Origin of the sequence: Pseudomonas sp. JAI120 (assembly GCF_014207255.1) — a bacterium.
Lineage (GTDB): Bacteria > Pseudomonadota > Gammaproteobacteria > Pseudomonadales > Pseudomonadaceae > Aquipseudomonas.
Genome location: NZ_JACHCZ010000001.1, coordinates 611,360 through 627,015, shown reverse-complemented (window position 1 = coordinate 627,015; position 15,656 = coordinate 611,360). Strand labels below are relative to the sequence as shown.

The 15,656-nt window shown below is 57.4% G+C and carries 20 protein-coding genes and 2 pseudogenes; 7 read left to right on the top strand and 15 right to left on the bottom strand.

The features are described 5' to 3' along the window. Positions 1-56: 56 nt before the first annotated feature. The 5 genes from HDC32_RS02925 to HDC32_RS02905 form a co-directional block, all read right to left on the bottom strand. Positions 57-536 carry a VOC family protein gene (locus HDC32_RS02925; RefSeq protein ID WP_131696124.1) on the bottom strand — a complete coding sequence of 160 codons (480 nt, stop codon included), beginning with the start codon at positions 534-536 and terminating at the stop codon, positions 57-59. A 34-nt stretch (positions 537-570) separates the two neighbouring features. Then, positions 571-963: an ester cyclase gene (locus tag HDC32_RS02920; protein WP_184742420.1), complete on the bottom strand. Its 393-nt coding sequence runs from the start codon at positions 961-963 to the stop codon at positions 571-573. Between the two features lie 10 nt (positions 964-973). Beyond that, a complete protein-coding gene (locus HDC32_RS02915; protein ID WP_131696126.1) occupies positions 974-1,594 on the bottom strand; it encodes a LysE family translocator in 621 nt (206 codons plus the stop codon). A 303-nt stretch (positions 1,595-1,897) separates the two neighbouring features. Continuing rightward, positions 1,898-2,581, bottom strand: a complete 684-nt coding sequence (locus HDC32_RS02910) for an HAD hydrolase-like protein (RefSeq protein ID WP_184742418.1) — start codon at positions 2,579-2,581, stop codon at positions 1,898-1,900. A gap of 100 nt (positions 2,582-2,681) precedes the next feature. After that, positions 2,682-3,173, bottom strand: a complete 492-nt coding sequence (locus HDC32_RS02905; RefSeq protein WP_184742416.1) for a heme-binding protein — start codon at positions 3,171-3,173, stop codon at positions 2,682-2,684. Between the two features lie 110 nt (positions 3,174-3,283). Between HDC32_RS02905 and HDC32_RS02900 the strand changes: the two genes are divergently transcribed. Further along, the gene (locus tag HDC32_RS02900) at positions 3,284-4,165 is read left to right on the top strand and encodes a LysR family transcriptional regulator (protein ID WP_145337733.1); all 882 of its coding nucleotides are present in this window, start codon (positions 3,284-3,286) and stop codon (positions 4,163-4,165) included. 207 nt (positions 4,166-4,372) lie between these two features. On the opposite strand, the gene HDC32_RS02895 is transcribed toward HDC32_RS02900, so the two are convergent. From HDC32_RS02895 to HDC32_RS02875, 6 genes and pseudogenes are all read right to left on the bottom strand, one after another. After that, positions 4,373-4,951 (bottom strand): hypothetical protein, encoded by a 579-nt coding sequence (locus tag HDC32_RS02895; RefSeq protein ID WP_053129475.1) that lies wholly within the window; start codon positions 4,949-4,951, stop codon positions 4,373-4,375. A 10-nt stretch (positions 4,952-4,961) separates the two neighbouring features. Beyond that, positions 4,962-5,399: a DUF3592 domain-containing protein gene (locus tag HDC32_RS02890; protein ID WP_184742414.1), complete on the bottom strand. Its 438-nt coding sequence runs from the start codon at positions 5,397-5,399 to the stop codon at positions 4,962-4,964. 108 nt (positions 5,400-5,507) lie between these two features. After that, positions 5,508-5,585, bottom strand: a pseudogene (locus HDC32_RS31965) (hypothetical protein); the annotation flags it as partial. A 126-nt stretch (positions 5,586-5,711) separates the two neighbouring features. After that, positions 5,712-6,296, bottom strand: coding sequence for a hypothetical protein (locus HDC32_RS02885; protein ID WP_184742412.1), 585 nt, complete (start codon positions 6,294-6,296; stop codon positions 5,712-5,714). A gap of 74 nt (positions 6,297-6,370) precedes the next feature. Further along, on the bottom strand, positions 6,371-6,538 hold the full coding sequence (locus HDC32_RS02880) for a hypothetical protein (RefSeq protein WP_184742411.1): 168 nt from the start codon (positions 6,536-6,538) through the stop codon (positions 6,371-6,373). Next, entirely contained in the window at positions 6,535-7,488 is a 954-nt protein-coding gene (locus HDC32_RS02875; protein WP_184742409.1) for a LysR family transcriptional regulator, read from the bottom strand. The genes HDC32_RS02880 and HDC32_RS02875 overlap by 4 nt, the downstream gene beginning before the upstream one ends. A gap of 137 nt (positions 7,489-7,625) precedes the next feature. Here HDC32_RS02875 and HDC32_RS02870 point away from each other — a divergent pair, with 137 nt between their 5' ends. Beyond that, positions 7,626-8,036, top strand: a complete 411-nt coding sequence (locus tag HDC32_RS02870) for a RidA family protein (protein WP_184742407.1) — start codon at positions 7,626-7,628, stop codon at positions 8,034-8,036. A 112-nt stretch (positions 8,037-8,148) separates the two neighbouring features. Further along, positions 8,149-9,018, top strand: a complete 870-nt coding sequence (locus HDC32_RS02865) for a GyrI-like domain-containing protein (RefSeq protein WP_184742405.1) — start codon at positions 8,149-8,151, stop codon at positions 9,016-9,018. Between the two features lie 63 nt (positions 9,019-9,081). Here the strand turns inward: HDC32_RS02865 and HDC32_RS02860 are convergent, their stop codons facing one another. Beyond that, complete coding sequence (locus HDC32_RS02860) at positions 9,082-9,438, bottom strand: VOC family protein (RefSeq protein WP_184742403.1); 357 nt, start codon at positions 9,436-9,438, stop codon at positions 9,082-9,084. Between the two features lie 103 nt (positions 9,439-9,541). Between HDC32_RS02860 and HDC32_RS02855 the strand changes: the two genes are divergently transcribed. Further along, entirely contained in the window at positions 9,542-10,285 is a 744-nt protein-coding gene (locus tag HDC32_RS02855) for a class I SAM-dependent methyltransferase (RefSeq protein WP_167656740.1), read from the top strand. A 43-nt stretch (positions 10,286-10,328) separates the two neighbouring features. Here HDC32_RS02855 and HDC32_RS02850 read toward each other — a convergent pair whose 3' ends face one another. Continuing rightward, the gene (locus HDC32_RS02850; protein WP_184742402.1) at positions 10,329-10,511 is read right to left on the bottom strand and encodes a hypothetical protein; all 183 of its coding nucleotides are present in this window, start codon (positions 10,509-10,511) and stop codon (positions 10,329-10,331) included. Between the two features lie 340 nt (positions 10,512-10,851). Then, on the bottom strand, positions 10,852-12,468 hold the full coding sequence (locus HDC32_RS02845; RefSeq protein WP_409438469.1) for a hybrid sensor histidine kinase/response regulator: 1,617 nt from the start codon (positions 12,466-12,468) through the stop codon (positions 10,852-10,854). A 96-nt stretch (positions 12,469-12,564) separates the two neighbouring features. Between HDC32_RS02845 and HDC32_RS02840 the strand changes: the two genes are divergently transcribed. After that, a complete protein-coding gene (locus HDC32_RS02840; RefSeq protein WP_065925236.1) occupies positions 12,565-13,203 on the top strand; it encodes a response regulator transcription factor in 639 nt (212 codons plus the stop codon). Between the two features lie 21 nt (positions 13,204-13,224). Here HDC32_RS02840 and HDC32_RS02835 read toward each other — a convergent pair whose 3' ends face one another. After that, entirely contained in the window at positions 13,225-13,632 is a 408-nt protein-coding gene (locus tag HDC32_RS02835; RefSeq protein ID WP_145337741.1) for a hypothetical protein, read from the bottom strand. A gap of 459 nt (positions 13,633-14,091) precedes the next feature. Here HDC32_RS02835 and HDC32_RS02830 point away from each other — a divergent pair, with 459 nt between their 5' ends. Both HDC32_RS02830 and HDC32_RS02825 read left to right on the top strand, forming a co-directional pair. Continuing rightward, complete coding sequence (locus tag HDC32_RS02830) at positions 14,092-14,487, top strand: hypothetical protein (protein WP_145337742.1); 396 nt, start codon at positions 14,092-14,094, stop codon at positions 14,485-14,487. Between the two features lie 103 nt (positions 14,488-14,590). Then, positions 14,591-15,554, top strand: a pseudogene (locus HDC32_RS02825) (sensor histidine kinase); the annotation flags it as partial. Positions 15,555-15,656 lie beyond the last annotated feature (102 nt).

Genomic DNA, 15,656 nt, shown 5'->3' with positions numbered 1-15,656 from the left:
TGTATCGAAGTGGAAAACGTCATTCTTGTCTGTGCTCGCTTCGTAGACGTAGGCGGTCAGCCCTTTATCGCAGCTTCTATCGCCGCAATGTCGATCTTGGTCATGGTCATCATCGCGTCGAATGCACGCTTGGCAATGGCCGGATCAGCGTGTGCCACCGCATCCGTCAACACCCGAGGCGTGATCTGCCACGATAACCCCCATTTATCCTTGCACCAACCGCAGGCACTGGCCTGGCCGCCGTTGTCGATAATGGCGTTCCAGTAGCGATCGGTTTCGGCCTGGTCGTCGGTGGCCACCTGGAAGGAAAACGCTTCGCTGTGGGGGAATATCGGGCCGCCATTGAGGCCGATACACGGGATGCCCAAGACGCTGAACTCGACGGTCAATACGTCGCCCTTTTTACCCGAAGGATAATCCCCCGGTGCCAGGTGCACGGCGTTCACCGCACTGTCGGGGAAGGTCTTGGCGTAGAAGTTGGCAGCCTCCTCGGCGGTGCCGTTGTACCAGAGGCAGAGGGTGGTTTTGCTTTTCATGATCGGGCTCCACGTGAGAATGGGTGCGTGGAGTCTAGACGGCCAACTGCTGTTCGATCGCCGCCTTGTCGATGACCGACCAGACCTGCGCGATTTTCCCGTCGACGAACGTGTAGAAAACGTTCTCCGAGAACGCCACCTGGCGACCATTGATAGGCAACCCGAAAAACTCGCCCCTGGGCGTGACATTGAAGTTCAGCCGGCTGGCGACGGTGGGCGGGTCGGCGATCAGCAACTGGATGTGGAACCGCAGGTCGGGGATCTCGCGAAAGTCGCGCTCCAGCATGGCGCGATAGCCCTCAAGACCGACCATCTTGGCGTTGTAGCTCACGTCCGGGTGGACGAAGTCGCCTAGTCGGTTCCAATCCTGTTGGTTGAGGCAGTCGATGTAGCCGAGGTACAGGTCGGCAAGTTGGTTGCGGGTCATGTTTTTTCCCTCAAGCCCTGCGCGCGGTCAACAACACCGTCGCCGCCGCCGACAACAATCCCGCGCAGCAGCGATTGAATAGGCGTTTGCCACGCGGCTCGGCAAACCAGCGACGCATGTGCAGGCCCATGTAGGCATAGGCGCTGATGGCGATCCATTCCAACACCAGGAACATCGCGCCCAGCAGGGCGAATTGCGGGGTGATGGGTTGGCCTGGCACCACAAACTGCGGAAGGAACGCGGTGAAGATCAGAATCGCCTTCGGGTTGCCTGCCGCCACCAGAAATTCCTGCCGCGCCAGTGCCCACAGGCTTACCTTGGCGGTTACCGATTCCGCCTCCGCCTGGGGATTCGCGCGCCACAGCTGAAACGCCAGATACAACAGATACGCCGCGCCCAGGATCTTGATCGCGTAGAACAGCAGTTCCGAGGTTTGCAACACCACCGCCAACCCCGCAGAGGCGAGGGCGATCATGCCGGCGAAGGCCAGCAGGCGGCCGATGCCGGCCAGGCATGAAGTGCGGTAGCCATAGCGGGTGGAGTTGCTCACGGATAGCAGGTTGTTGGGGCCGGGCGCCATGTTCAGGGCGAAGCAGGCGGGGAGGAAGAGGGCTAGGGTGGCGAGGTCCATGGCGACTCCGATTTTGGACGGACGGGGAGCGTCGAGGATAAGGGGAGTGGGGGTGGTTGGACAATGCGCGTCCGCAGTCCGGCAACCATGGTGCCTACCGAGGCCAGGCGCGCTGTGGCGATCGACGACTGAAGTGGAATCCCCCGCCAGATCATCACTGGCACCGTTAAAAACACACTTCGACCCAAAGGCCTTGGATTTTTATACGTTCTGTGGCGCGACTGCACCGTCCCCAACATAGAGGGCCCCACTAAGAACCTTTAAAGAGTTTTGACTGCGCTGCCTGCAATTAGCAGGCGACGTTCAATGCACAGGCAAGCCAACGACGTCGAGAATGTCACTGAATTTTATGAGGTTAACGGCTTTGCAATCGTCGGGCAGAGATCCATAGCCCCAACTGGCAAAGGCAAACGGAATTCCATACGCACGGGCGGCTTCAAAATCGTTCCAGTTGTCTCCGATCATTATCTTGGAAAGCTTTTCATAATCGGCCAACGCCACCACTGTACTTAGGTGTCTAGGGTCAGGTTTCTTAAAGGACACGCTATCCCCACCACAAACCACATCCATAAATCTCAACAGGTCGGTTTGCTTGAGAATATCGATGGCAATCAATTCGTTTTTATTCGTACAAACCGATATTTTCCATCCCGCGTCTCGCAACGCGCTGAGGGTTTCAATTACCCCCTCATAGGGTTTTGTCATCAGGTGATCAGTATGTTCGTAGCGCGAGATGAAGGTATCGATCGCTTCTTCCATATCATTCACGCCCCGCAAGCAGAATGCCCGCCTGGCAAATGAACGCATTCCGTCGCCGAGGAATAATGAAGTTGTTGCGACTAAAACTGGCTCAAGATTCCGCTCGATAAGAATAGTGTTCAGTTGCGCTGTCATGTCGCCCGCAGAGTCGACGAGAGTGCCATCAAGGTCAAAAATGATTGCGTCAGTCCCAACCGGATGAGTAATTTTCAGGTCATTTATCGACATATATGTTTACTCATGTTTTGCAGGGCTCTGGCTCTGGCTTTTTTTGCTACGCATCAGCACATACACCGCAGCGGATGCGAGTAGCGAGATCAGAAAGCGTTTATTTGAATGCAGCTAGCCCGGCCTGAGCGATCTCTTCATCGTGCTGGGGTGTGTCCGCGGATACGCCTACGGCCCCAACGGTGTGCCCGTTGACGACGATCGGAAAACCGCCACGCATCAGCACAAAGCCCTGGGCGGTGATGGCGGCAGGTCGGGTGCCGTTGATAGCGTCTTCTAACGCACCGCTGGGACGGCGGAATAGAGCGGCTGTGCGTGCTTTCCCGGGGGCCAGTTCAACGCCTGCTGGCACAGCGGCGTTGTCCATGCGAGCCAGGAGAATGGGCAGACCAGCACTATCGACAACTGAGATCACGCATGGCCACCCAGCCGTTTGCGCCTTCGTTTGCGCTGCCGTGAGGATCTGTTGAGCGGCGGCAAGCGTCAGAACTGGCTGGTTGGGCAAATCTAATGCTGCGGCTGCTGGCAAGGAAACAAGTGTGAGGGATCCAGCAAGGCCAACAGCGACTGCGATGTGGGGGAGACGGAACATGGTGAACTCCTAGGAAAGTGAGTCCATGATTGAAACAGGGGAGACAATTCAGAACAATAAAGCCTATTAGTCATATAATTCAGAAAAACTGAATATGGGAGTCAAGTGACATGGACATTCGTCATCTTCGCTCCTTCGTCACAGTTGCGGAAAATCTACATTTTTCACGCTCAGCTGAGCAACTGGGCGTGTCTGCCCCAACGCTCACTGCGCAGATCCAGGAAGTCGAGAGCTTGTTAGAAGCCAGGCTTTTTAATAGAACAAAGAGGTCTGTCGCTTTGACGCCGGCTGGGGAAGCGTTTCTGACAGAAGCCCGCTCAACCCTTGAACAATTTGAGAGGGCTATTAACGTGGGCCAACGTGCTGGCCGAGGCCAGGTTGGTCGAGTGGAAATCGGCTACGTGGGTTCAGCCGCCTTTTTCGGGGTACTCCAAGACCAAGTCCAGCGCTTTCGCAATCAGTGGCCAGACGTCATGGTGAACACCAAGGAACTCCCTACCGAACAGCTCACGGCACTTCTTGAGGATGGGCGGATTGATGTAGCCTTTGTCCGCATGCCCGTACAGCTACCTGATGCAATCTCCAGCCGTATTTTGGCGCGAGACCGCTTCTGCCTGGCGTTGCCAGCTGACCATATCCTGGCAAAGACAGATGATGACATTCGCCCGAGCGCGCTTGCGAGCGAGTTGTTTGTGCTACCTGAACAAGCGTCAGGGTTGCGTGAGGTGGCCAAGCGCGGGAGATTCGATCCATACATTGGTTCGGTTCCCGGAAGTCTGGTCGCAGTACTGACACAGGTGGGATTGGGCGTGGGTATAGCGGTCATTCCCAACGTTCTGATTCAAACTATCCAACTGCCGAATGTTGTCTTTAGGGCGATAGCTGGGCCTCCCATTTTTTCAGAGGTGGGGGCTTTGTTTCGTCGCCATGAGAGGCTGCCGATTGTGTGCAACCTCATTAGCCAGATACTTGAGACCGATGAGCGCGTGTAAATAGGCGATCCATCTGCGGACTGCACGCAAAGAAATGTTGTGAGGGAAGTTTCACCGTGACCTGTATGGCGAGCAATAGACCTTTTCAGTGCTCCGACCACGAGATGGTGACTGACATCAGCGAATGCTGCGGCAGTTTCGGGCCGTTTACTGCCCATCCGCAGCCTTGCTTTAACCTGGCGAGTCGCACGCCCGCGAGGGCGATGATCAGAACAGCCCGCCCAAGGAAATCGTCGCGCCGCCGCCGGCCTGCAGTCCAACGTTAAGGCCAGCGGCGACGATCACGCCTTTGGCTGAGCGCAGCAGGCGCGTCGTGCTGTCGTGGGGCAGGAGCAGGTTGCCCATAGGCGTCAGTGTGGCGGCAGCCATGGCCAGCAGCTTGGGGTCCAGACCGAACAGCATGGCCGAGCCGCTGGCCCCGCCGACCAGGCCCACGCCCGCTTCAATGAACACACAAGCGCCTTGGAAGTCCTCCCTGGTCAGACCGCGGGCAGCGATCGAGTCTGCAACCAGCACTTGGCCAAATGCCGGAAAGTCTTCGCTTGCGCCAGCGGCCCCGACGCTCTTGCCGCGCACGTGCAAGTTGACCTTGCCGAAACGTGGCAGGCGCGCGCCGATGCCCATGCCGACCCCGACCGAGCCATAACGAAACTGCTGGTCGACTCCCTTGGGGTCGGTCAGTGTCAATGCACCGCCAGCGGCGGCCGCGAACACTACGGTCAAGCCGCCGCTGCTGGCTGTCTTGTAGCGCCAGTCACTGACAGTGACAGGTAATGGGATTTGCATTTGAATATCCTTATAGGTGCCGCGCCATCCGGCGCCGACGAATCCACGCGGCCACATGGTAGCCGCCGCCTGCGATAAACACGATTGCGAACAGGCCCGTCAGTAGGGTCGCGCCCCATAGCGCACCACGGTCTTCAATGATTGCGGTACTGGAGGGGGCATCGGCGCGGTAAAACACCGTCACTGAGTCGCCCACCGCGTAGCCGAATATAAACCCGCTCTCGGGGTAGCTGACCGTCTTGCCTGCGGCGTCGGTAAAATCAATTTGTGGGTGGCTGCCGCCCGCGTTCAGGGCGCTGACATGCCCTTCGGCGCGTTGCGCCTGGGCCAGAAAGCTCAGCCGGTCTTCGACCAGCCATAGGGTGAGGTAGAGCAGGCACAGGCCCAGCGGGATGAATATCAGTGCGCGGGGCAGATCGCCGCGCCCGGGAGAGGCTCTCTTGGTCATGGCAGGTCCCTTGCGTCATGCATAAACGGCGGCTATTACAATCAACCGGTGGGACGCTGTCAATCGGCCGGGCAAGAACTGCGCCTGACCCCGTCCAGCGTTCATGTGCGGTAAAGCCGCTGCACCGGGCTCTACAAACAGATAGCTGATCTTGCCGTTGGCAGTAACCCGATTGTTGTGGGCAATTTTCAAGGTATGCCTCCAAAACCGGGAAAGGAAAAATCTGATCGGATAGCGGCCGGGGCAGGGACATTAATCGGGGGAGGGGTTGATTGGACAGGTTTTGCAGAAGCCCCTCACCCCGCCGCAGAGTCAGAAGCTCTCAAGACGCACGTGGATTCCCGCTCGTCCAGCCAGCTCGATAACGTCTTCGAGCCGATCCGCGTCAACAATGAAGCCGTCGTAATTTTCACCTCCGGAGTCCAGGTGAAGAAACCGTTTACCGAACTGGGCCAGCCACTGATCAAAGTTATCTAGAACCTGTGGCATGGATGAAGCGTCTTCCCTTACATAGGCGTAGGGCGCCTTCAAGCCACTGGCGCTGACCAAAAAGGGGGCTTGATACTCAAACACGTCATAGCCCTTCCAATCCAGGCTAAGGAGAACGAGGTTTTCAAGTTTTTGTCCCCTTGAGTCATTCAGGAAGCCTTCCGTGAGGGCACTGCAGGGGTCATCTCCCATCGCGTATCTGCGCATAACGCGGCGGACAAGTCTGGCGCCTTCTTTTTCCGCAGTGGTCGCCACCAGCGCCTGGGCGAAGGCTTCGAGGGCTTTTTTCTGGGTGGGGTCGCTGCGCTCGGGCCGCAGCTCTTTCATGATTGCTGAAGCGCTGAGGTTGGTTTCCTCGGGAGGAGGCATGGTAAAGCGTCCACCAAACAACCGATCCAAAATGCCCATGTCTGTCCCTGTATGAGTGTGAGGAAAACCATTGAGTCAAGCGCAACTACCGTTCAACAACTGTCCAGGGAAGATCAAGGCAAGGGCGCTGGGGTCACGGTGTACCTGCCCGGTGGGGTTTTGGCACACACCTGGGGTTTCAGCGGCGTTTCAACGGTGATGTCGGCCTGGGTGGAAAGTTGGCGGACGGCAATCACGCAGCCGGCCTTGAACGTACTGAGTTTTATCACTTGAAGCTTCATTTGGTGGCCGCAACCATACTATGAAGGGGATGTACTCGCCCACTGACAGGCGCATGCACGGCCATCAACTCAGCCACCCATTCGATAAACACGCGCAGCTTCAGGCTGATATGCCGGTTCGGCGGAAAGGCCACGTAAAGCGGCATCGGATCGAGGTTCCAGTCCTCGAACAAGGGCACTAATTCACCCCGGTCCGCGAAAGCTTTCGACATGTACGTGGGCAGCCACAGCACCCCAAGACCGGCCAGGCCGGCGGCGAGGTAGGCGTTGCCATCGTCGACCGCCAGGGCGTAGCGGCCCTTGATCTGCAGGGTTTCAAGGTGCTTGCGCATCGCATAGGGCAAGGGCTTGCCGGTGCGGGCCCAGAGGAAACCGACGATACGGTGGTTGGAGTCTTCCAGTTCCTGTGGGTGAGCGGGCGTACCTACGCGTGCCAGGTAGCTCGGCGCCGCAAAAACGCCGAGGGGAAGGTCGCCTACCCGGCGCGCCATTAGGGATTGATCGGTGAGTTCGCCGCCGCGCACCACACAATCGACGTTCTCATCGATCATGTCGACGATGCGGTCGCTGACGCCCATATCGATCTGGATATCCGGGTACCGGGCGTAAAATGCAGGCAATGCGGGCACGAGGATCATGCTCGCCAGCGGGCTTGGCACATCCACGCGCAGGCGGCCCCTGGGTAGGGTCGCCGCGCCGGACAGGCTGGTCTCGGCGTCGTCCATGTCAGCCAGCAGTTGCAGCACGCGTTCGTAGTACACGGCGCCGTCGGCCGTGACGTTGACTTTGCGCGTGGTGCGGTTAAGCAATTTGACCCGCAGGCGCGCCTCCAACTGCTGCACCAGTTGCGTCACGGTAGTCTTGCTCATGTGCAGGGTCTCGGCGGCCTTGGTGAAGCTGCCGGCTTCCACCACGCGAGCAAATGCCTGCATTGCATCAAAACGGTCCATGACGGCCTCGGCGATCGATTGTTTGGGTTTCACAAACAGTGCTGGCTAAGGTTGCTGGTTTATCGCCCTGGCACAAGCCCCTAGAGTCTGCCCATCGCTAATTGCGGGTCAATTTCGACCCTTTGATGGAGGCTTCCATGACGCAGCGTAATGTGGTTTTTCCGCCTGGACGCCAGGCGCTGTATGAACGCAATCGCTATACACCCGCCGTCAAGTCCAATGGCTTTTTATTCGTGTCGGGGCAGGTCGGCAGCCATGAGGACGGTTCGCCCGAACCCGACCTGGAGGATCAGGTCCGTCTGGCGTTCAACAACCTGAATGCGATCCTGGGCGCTGCCGGTTGCACCTTTGACGATGTGATTGACGTGACGGTGTTTATCGTCGATCCCGAATCCAGGTTCGAGACGATCTGGAAGGTGGTGCCGGAGTTCTGGGGCGAAGCGCCACACCCGACGCTGACTGGCGTAGGGGTTACGTGGCTGTATGGGTACCAGTTTGAGATCAAGGTGATTGCCAAGCTTCCAGACCCGGGCCCCGCGAGCACTTAAGGGGCCGACGAGGTCCGCACTGGCACACACACACCTCAGCAAGTACGGCTAGGCGCAGGCATGTCGGTATAGTTGATCCTATGGTCCAGCGCATATCCCGGAGCTACCAACAGTGTCTGACTTGCCAGGCAACGCCGCCTACACAAAGCGTTTCGACGCTGTACTCGCCTATATCGACGCGAATCTTGAAGGTGACTTGTCGGTGAAGACGCTGAGCCAGGTGGCGCATTTTTCGGCGTTTCACTTCCATCGGCAATTCACCGCGTTCGTGGGCATGCCGGTTGCACGCTATGTGCAACTGATGCGTCTGCGACGTGCGGCGCATGGCTTGTCTTCCCGCGCTGATTATTCGGTGCTGGAGGCGGCGTTGGGTGCGGGTTTCGAAAGTCCCGAGGCCTTTTCCAGGGCGTTCAGGCGGGCGTTCGGCATGGCGCCGAGTGCATTCAGAAAACGACCGAATTGGCAGGTCTGGCGTGCGGTGTTCAGCGTCCCTCATTTTTCCAGGAGCATCATCATGCAGGTACGAATTGTGGAGTTTCATTCAGTCAGGGTTGCAGCCTTCGAGCACCGCGGCGACCCGGGGCTCGTGGATGAAAGCGTGCAGACATTCATCGCGTGGCGCATGCAGAGCGGACAGTCGCCGGTGGCTTCGAGTCGCAGCTTTGGTATTCCTTTCGGCAATCCTGATACGACCCCGGCCGACGAGTTCCGGTTTGCCATTTGCGGCGAGATTGACGAGGTGCTGGCAGCGAATGAGTTCGGCATCACTGAACGCGTCATCCCGGGCGGGCGCTGTGTAGTGGTGCGTCATGTGGGTTCGCCGGATCACATCGCAGAGTCGATCTATCCGATCTATCGCGACTGGCTCCCTGGCAGCGGCGAGGAACTTCGAGACCAGCCCTTGTTTTTCGAGTACCTGAGCATCTCCCCCGAGACACCGCAGGATCAATGGCAGACCGATATTTATGTGCCGTTGCAGTAGCGGCGCTCGCCAGCCTGCGGGAGCGCAATTGCGCTTCCACGCCTGGCGTTGCAGCCAGCGCCGCTACGGTTGAGCGGTCCACACCGCCAGTTCATAACCATCCGGATCAATGAAGTGAAACCTGCTCCCGCCAGGGAACGAAAAGGTTTCCCGGCTGATCACGGCGCCGATGGATTTGAGCCGCTGCTGCGTGCCTTCAAGATCATCCGCGTACAGGATCACCAACGGGCCACCCGGTCGAACGGGCTCCCCGGTAGTGAAGCCGCCGGTCAGTCGCCCATCGCTGAACTCGGTGTAGGTGGGGCCGTAATCGACGAATTCCCAGCCGAAAACCGCGCCGTAAAAGGCTTTGCTGCGGGCGATGTCACCCACGTTGAACTCGATATTGTCGATCTGTCGGTCTTGACCGCGAACGCTCATGGTTGCCTCCTTGGCGGATGGTTGAGGTGCGAGTGTAGCGGTTTACGCCCAGGACTGGGTTACCATGCCGCCGCGAAATTCCCGCCGAACCCTCTGGCTACTTATGTCCTCCAACGCGCTGTACACCGACCTGTCCATCTACTACGACCTGATGTGCGCCGACATTGACTACCGCGCGCAAAGCCACAGCGTGCGCCGCCTGCACCAATTGTTCGGCAATGACGGGCGCCGCCATCTGGACCTTGCCTGTGGCACCGGGCCCCATGTGCGCCACTTCCTCGACTTCGGCTACCGCAGCGCCGGCCTGGACATCAGCCAACCGATGCTGGACCTCGCCCAACTGCGCTGCCCCGAAGCACAGTTCAGCCGCCAGGACATGGCCGGTTTCCAGGTGGACGAACCGCAAGACCTGATCACCTGCTTCCTGTACTCGACCCATTACAACCCCGGGCTGGCCCAACTGCGCGCCTGCTTCGCCAGCGTGCACGGCGCACTCGCAGACAACGGCGTGTTCTGCTTCAACGCGGTGGACAAGCTGCATATCGACAACCGCTTGCTCGTACGCCATAGCGTCGAGTTTGAAGGCAGCCACTTCACCTTCGGGTCCGGCTGGTATTACAGCGGAGAAGGGCAGCAGCAGGCGCTGCGCCTGAGCATCGAGAAGACCACGGCGGGGGTGACGGAGGCTTGGCAGGATGAGCATGCCATGGTGGCGCTGAGTTTCACTGAGTTGCAGGCACTGTTACAGCCGCACTTCGAGGTGCAGGTGTTCGAGCATGACTATGAGCGGATCACGCCCTGGGAGGGCGTGACCGGGAATGCGTTGTTTGTGTGTGTGAAGCGTTAATGAACTATCGCTCCTTCATATGCCTGAAAAAGACCCAGGCAGATCAACCATCGCCTCCTCCTCCGCAAGCAATCAGTTCAATAAGCCCCATTTGGTACCACTTATTCTGGCAACTCCATCCATGTTCAAAAGTAAAGGCGCTGGCCGTGCCGCTGAACGCAAGACCTGCTGAGAGAGCCAATGCTATTGCGATGGTCGAACGTACTTTCTTCATATTGTCTTTCATGGAAACTCCCTCTATCACTTGGTCGCTGTGTGGCCCGAGTCGGTCAAGGTGGCACGGTTGTCAAAACTAACCGCCCGTCCTTCGGCTGGGACACTCCTTACGCTTAATTGAACTGCATCCAAATTAAGGCAGCGGAGGACCGGTCAGCGCTGAAACAACGTTGATTCAGCGAGGCACGTTCCCCAGGTGCATTGGATAGCGGGTAGCGAGCGACATCAATACGACAAGTGACCTATGACCTCGCCGCAAACCGACAGGCGAATGGCAGGCCGCGCTAATGATAGGCGTGCATTCCACACACCGTCGCACCCGGTTATGTCCGGGCATGGACATCCTCCAGCTAACCCATTTCCCTGGCGAAATGCTTGGTCAGTTCGAGCAAGGTCGTTCGCAATTCAGGCGGACGCACGGGCTTGGACAGGATGGAGATATTCATGTGGATCAATGTGCTGCGGATACGCTCGATTTCATGACCGGTCATGATCATGGCCGGTACTTCCCAACCACGCTGTTCGCGAATCGCAGCGATACACTCGGAGCCTGAAATCCTAGGGCCCAGGTCGAAGTCGGCAATGATGATGTCGCATTCCGTGGTCACGTTCAGTCCATCGCTATGACTTTCTACCTCGCATCCCCATTTTTCCAGCAAGGCCGAGGTCGCCATCAGTACGTTGGAATCGTCTTCCACCAGGCATACCCGCAGTCCCTGCAGACGGCTTTGCGTGGCCGCTGGCCGTTGTGTCTCGGTGCCTGGCGCGACGCTTTCCAGGCGTTGGATAGTGGCGCGGGTGCCTTGGCCGAGTCGGGAGTCCAACTGGATATCCAGATTGAGCAACTGGCTGATGCGCTTGACGATGGACAAGCCCAACCCCAGGCCCTCGACATCCTTGTCGCGTGCGTGGCGTACCCGGTAAAACTCCTTGAATACGTCCGGTAAATGTTCAGCGGCGATGCCGCGTCCCTTGTCGTAGATGACAATGGCCAAGTCCTTGCCTCTGGGACGCACACCGATCAAGACAGGTTGGCCGGACGCATACTTGAGCGTATTTGACACCAGATTCTGCACCATGGTGGTCAACAGCCCCGCATTGACATTCACCCAGTGCTCGCAAGGGCGCAGGCGCAGTTGAACCCCGGCCCAGCGCGCGGCCTCGGTGTTCTGTTTGACGACATCCCGCAGCAGCGCCCCCAGGTTCACCGGTTCCGCTTGCGGTTCCAGCTTTCCGTTGTCGAGGGTGTAGATATCCAGGATCGAACGGAACAGTTGAGAGACGGTATGCAGCGAGCGGTCGATGTTGTCCACCAGTCGCAGTTCTTCGCCGCCCAGATTCGCGTCACGCAGGCATGCGGTGAACAGGCCGATGGAGTGGATGGGCTGGCGCAGGTCGTGGCTGGCCTGGGCCAGAAAGCGTGATTTTTCCTGATTGGCGGCGATTGCCTCTTCCGATGCGATACGCGTGCGTTTGAGCAGAATGTGCGCATAGGCCGGCACGACGATGGTGGTCACGATCAGCATCAGGAACATGTAGGGCTGTGCGCGCCAGAAAGGGGTAAGCATGAAGATCATGACCAGCATGCTCAGCGCGATGAGTGTCGCGGCGGTCAAGTAGCGCGAGCCAAAGCGCATGCCATTGCCCAATGTGACCCAGAGCAGCGCGGCATAAACCGGCAACGCCCCCTCTCCACCCACGATCATGGCGAAAGCGATGCCGGTATAGTCATGGGCCATGGCGAACAATCGGCGCCAGAAGAAGTGCCCTGGCCAGCGCTTGATCGCCATGCGCAGGGGGACTGCCACGCTGATGAAAAACGCCATGTACCACATGATCGGTACATAGGTGGCGAAGTCACTTGAAGGAAGGAGGGCCACCACAAGGATGTACAGCGAAGCACAGGTGCTGACCGTCAACCGCAACGTGGCCTGGTCCAGTTCACTGTTCTTTTCCGTCATGTTCATTGCGATTCTCCAGGGTAAGAAGTCGCTTAAAAGTTGAAACCTGGCGTTACAGTTTGCGTTACGATGCGCCGGACCTGAGGTGAGATGGACCTTGACATGACGCACAGAATCATAGTGGCAGATGACCATCCTCTGTTTCGCGAAGGTATGCTGAGAACCATAGAACGGCTTATGCCGACAGCGATGATAGAGCAGGCGGGCAATCTGGATGAAGTACTGGCGCTGGCGCGTACGGGCGCAGAAGTTGATTCGTTGATTCTGGACCTGCGCTTTCCCGGTATCACGTCTATGCAGGTCATAGGCCAGCTGCGCAACGAGTTCAAGCGCACCTCGATCATTGTGGTGTCGATGGTCGATGACCTGGACATTATTTCCCAGGTCATCGCCCAAGGCGCTGATGGCTTTATCGGCAAAAACGTTGATCCGGCAGGCATTGCCGAAGCCATCCTGGCGATTCGGGAAGGGGAAGTCGTGGTGAAGTACAACCCCGAAAACCCCCTTCTGGACCCAAGCCTTGCCTCACTCACCGCCCGCCAACGGCAAGTGCTCGGCCTGGTTGCAGCGGGCAAGACCAATAAGGAAATAGCCAAGCAACTGGGTATCTCCCCGTTCACCGTACGCATCCATGTTTCCACTCTGCTTAAGTCCCTGGGGGTGCCCACCCGTGCGGCGGCGGCGGCTCAATTCAGTAACTTTCCCGGTGCCAGTGGGTGGCCGGGCAAGCTCGATACTTGAATCAAGACGGTGCAATGAACATTAGAGCGTGGGTTGGGGCACGGGGGTGTTACCGGGGATCAACTTGGCGCCTTTAGGCCTTTTTGGACAGTCGCCAGATGAATACCAGCGGGTCACCACGCCCTTTTCAATCATGAACCGCTGTTCGCAACGGGCGTAATCAGGCACATAACCCCATTCCATCGAACGACTGCCGTTTGTAAGCCATACGTAGTCGTAGCCGATGATTCTCGAGTTGCCATCACTGAGGCCGTGGCTGTTTTTTGGCGCCCCCCATGACGTCACCAACTCATCTTCGGATGCACCTACCCATGAAGCAGTAATGTCCGATGTCGTTTGATAACGCTGGTTCATAACCAGATTACTCAAGGGAGAACCCGCACACCCGGACAGCATCAGAATGGATAAGACGGTGGTCCATGATTTCATATTTCGACTCCATTCAGGCGGATTCAATAATCCGACATTACATCAACTGGCGAGCAATTTATTACATTAATTCAAGCCGTTAATGTCCATCTAGCTATGCTAGACAAGTTCCTATTGGCCGCCTATAGCACACTTGTACTATAGCGTCAGCTCACGCGCGCCCATAAGCTGTACACGCTCGAAAAAGTCTTAAAGGCTTTGAGCCAGAGCGCACACCGGAACGCACTTGAACTTCAACGTCGAGGTGTTCCAGTGTGTTTGCCCGCCTGTCAATTCAAAGGCTCGATTAGTTGCACTACGCTGTGTCAACTTCACCGTGCATCCGGTCGAAATGGAATGGTATTAAACACAACTCAAGGTAAGTCTATGTGCTTAAGATATGGAAAACTAATTAGAATCGGATTCGCTCTGTGCTTACTGACCGCCGGCTTGGGAGGCTGTGCTAACACTGGGGATTTGATGAATTCCTTAAATCCTGGAGCACAAAAGTACGATGTTGCTTACCTGAAGAAAACCATCATCCCGGGAAAAACTACCAAGAGTCAGGTGACACAATTGTTCGGCGCTCCAGCCGAAGAGGAACTTGATTCAACGAGCAGAAGCAACGGGTCCAACTGGACCTATGATAAAAACCAGGAGGGTCTGGAAAAGTACATGACCCTGGCCCACAAATATGTCTCGACCGAGACAAGCCTGAAGATGTACGACGCCTCGTCGCAAGTGTCCAAGGCTCAAGGTGTCGCCAATGATGTCGGCAGTGTGACGGGCACGAAAAAAGCTCAAAGCCAGACCCAGGGAACGAGGTTGATAATTTACTTCGTGGATGACGTGGTGGATTACTACAGGCTTTACTGACACGTTCCACTTCTGATACGACACGCCGTGTCGTTTGATGCCTTAACACGCCAACCTACGCCTTATTGTTCTCAAGGGGGCGGCATCCAGCGATGCATCCCCCATGGTCCATGAGGTTGAACGCGTGGAAAAGAACAGCGAACTCAATCAGGCCACGTTACGCCTGATCGTTAGCGCCTGTGCGTTGCTGTACATCATCGTACTGAGCGGGTTGCGCCCCAGTGATACCACAGCCTACACGCCCATCATTGTGTATATCTCGACATTCATCGTGGTGTCGATATTCCTGCGCATGGCGATCAAGCGCTGGCCAGGACACTTTTTTGGCGGCGCTTGCTCTCCATGCTTCATGACTACACCGGTATCGCTTTCGCCATGGCGCTGGGAGGCGAAGGTGCATTGCCTATCTATGCTGCGCTGCTCTGGGTGACCCTGGGTAATGGCATGCGTTTCGGCTCACACTATCTGGCCCTGGCCAGCCACGACCTGCGCCAGCCCATCCACTCCATCGGCCTGTTCACCGCGTGCCTGCGTGACGCGAATCTGGGCGGTGAAGAATTGCGACTGGTGGACAACATCGACCGCTCGCTGCATACCGTCTCTCAACTGTTCCGTTCGATTTCGGATATCTACACCCTCGATAACGGAAAGCTGGAACCGCAAGCGGAGCCGGTGAACCTGGGCGCGCTGCTGCAGGAGGTTGTCAAACAGAACATCGAGGCCACCCGCTGGGCCGGGGTTGAGCTGCGCCTGCACCCTTGTCGGCATTGGGTGAACGTCAATGGGGGGCTATTGACCACCATGGTGCAAAACCTGGTGTCCAATGCGATCAAGTACGCATCGGGGGAGCCCGTGCTGATCGGTGTCAGACGCCAGGCAAAGGGCTTGGCCGTGGTTGTTTACGATAAGGGCTGCGGTATCGCCGCTGAACATTTGCCGGACGTATTCAAAGAGTTTTACCGGGTGCGCCACGCACGCGACAAGATGTTGAGGGCCTGGGGTTGGGCTTGTCCATCGTCAAGCGCATCAGCCAGTTGCTCAATGTCGATGTTCATCACCGGGCACGAAATCGAGCGCATCCGTCAATCACTGCATGCATTTAATATCTCGGTACTGGCAAAACCCGTGCGACCGCCGGAACTGCGTAACGTGTTGCTTGAACAGGTCAA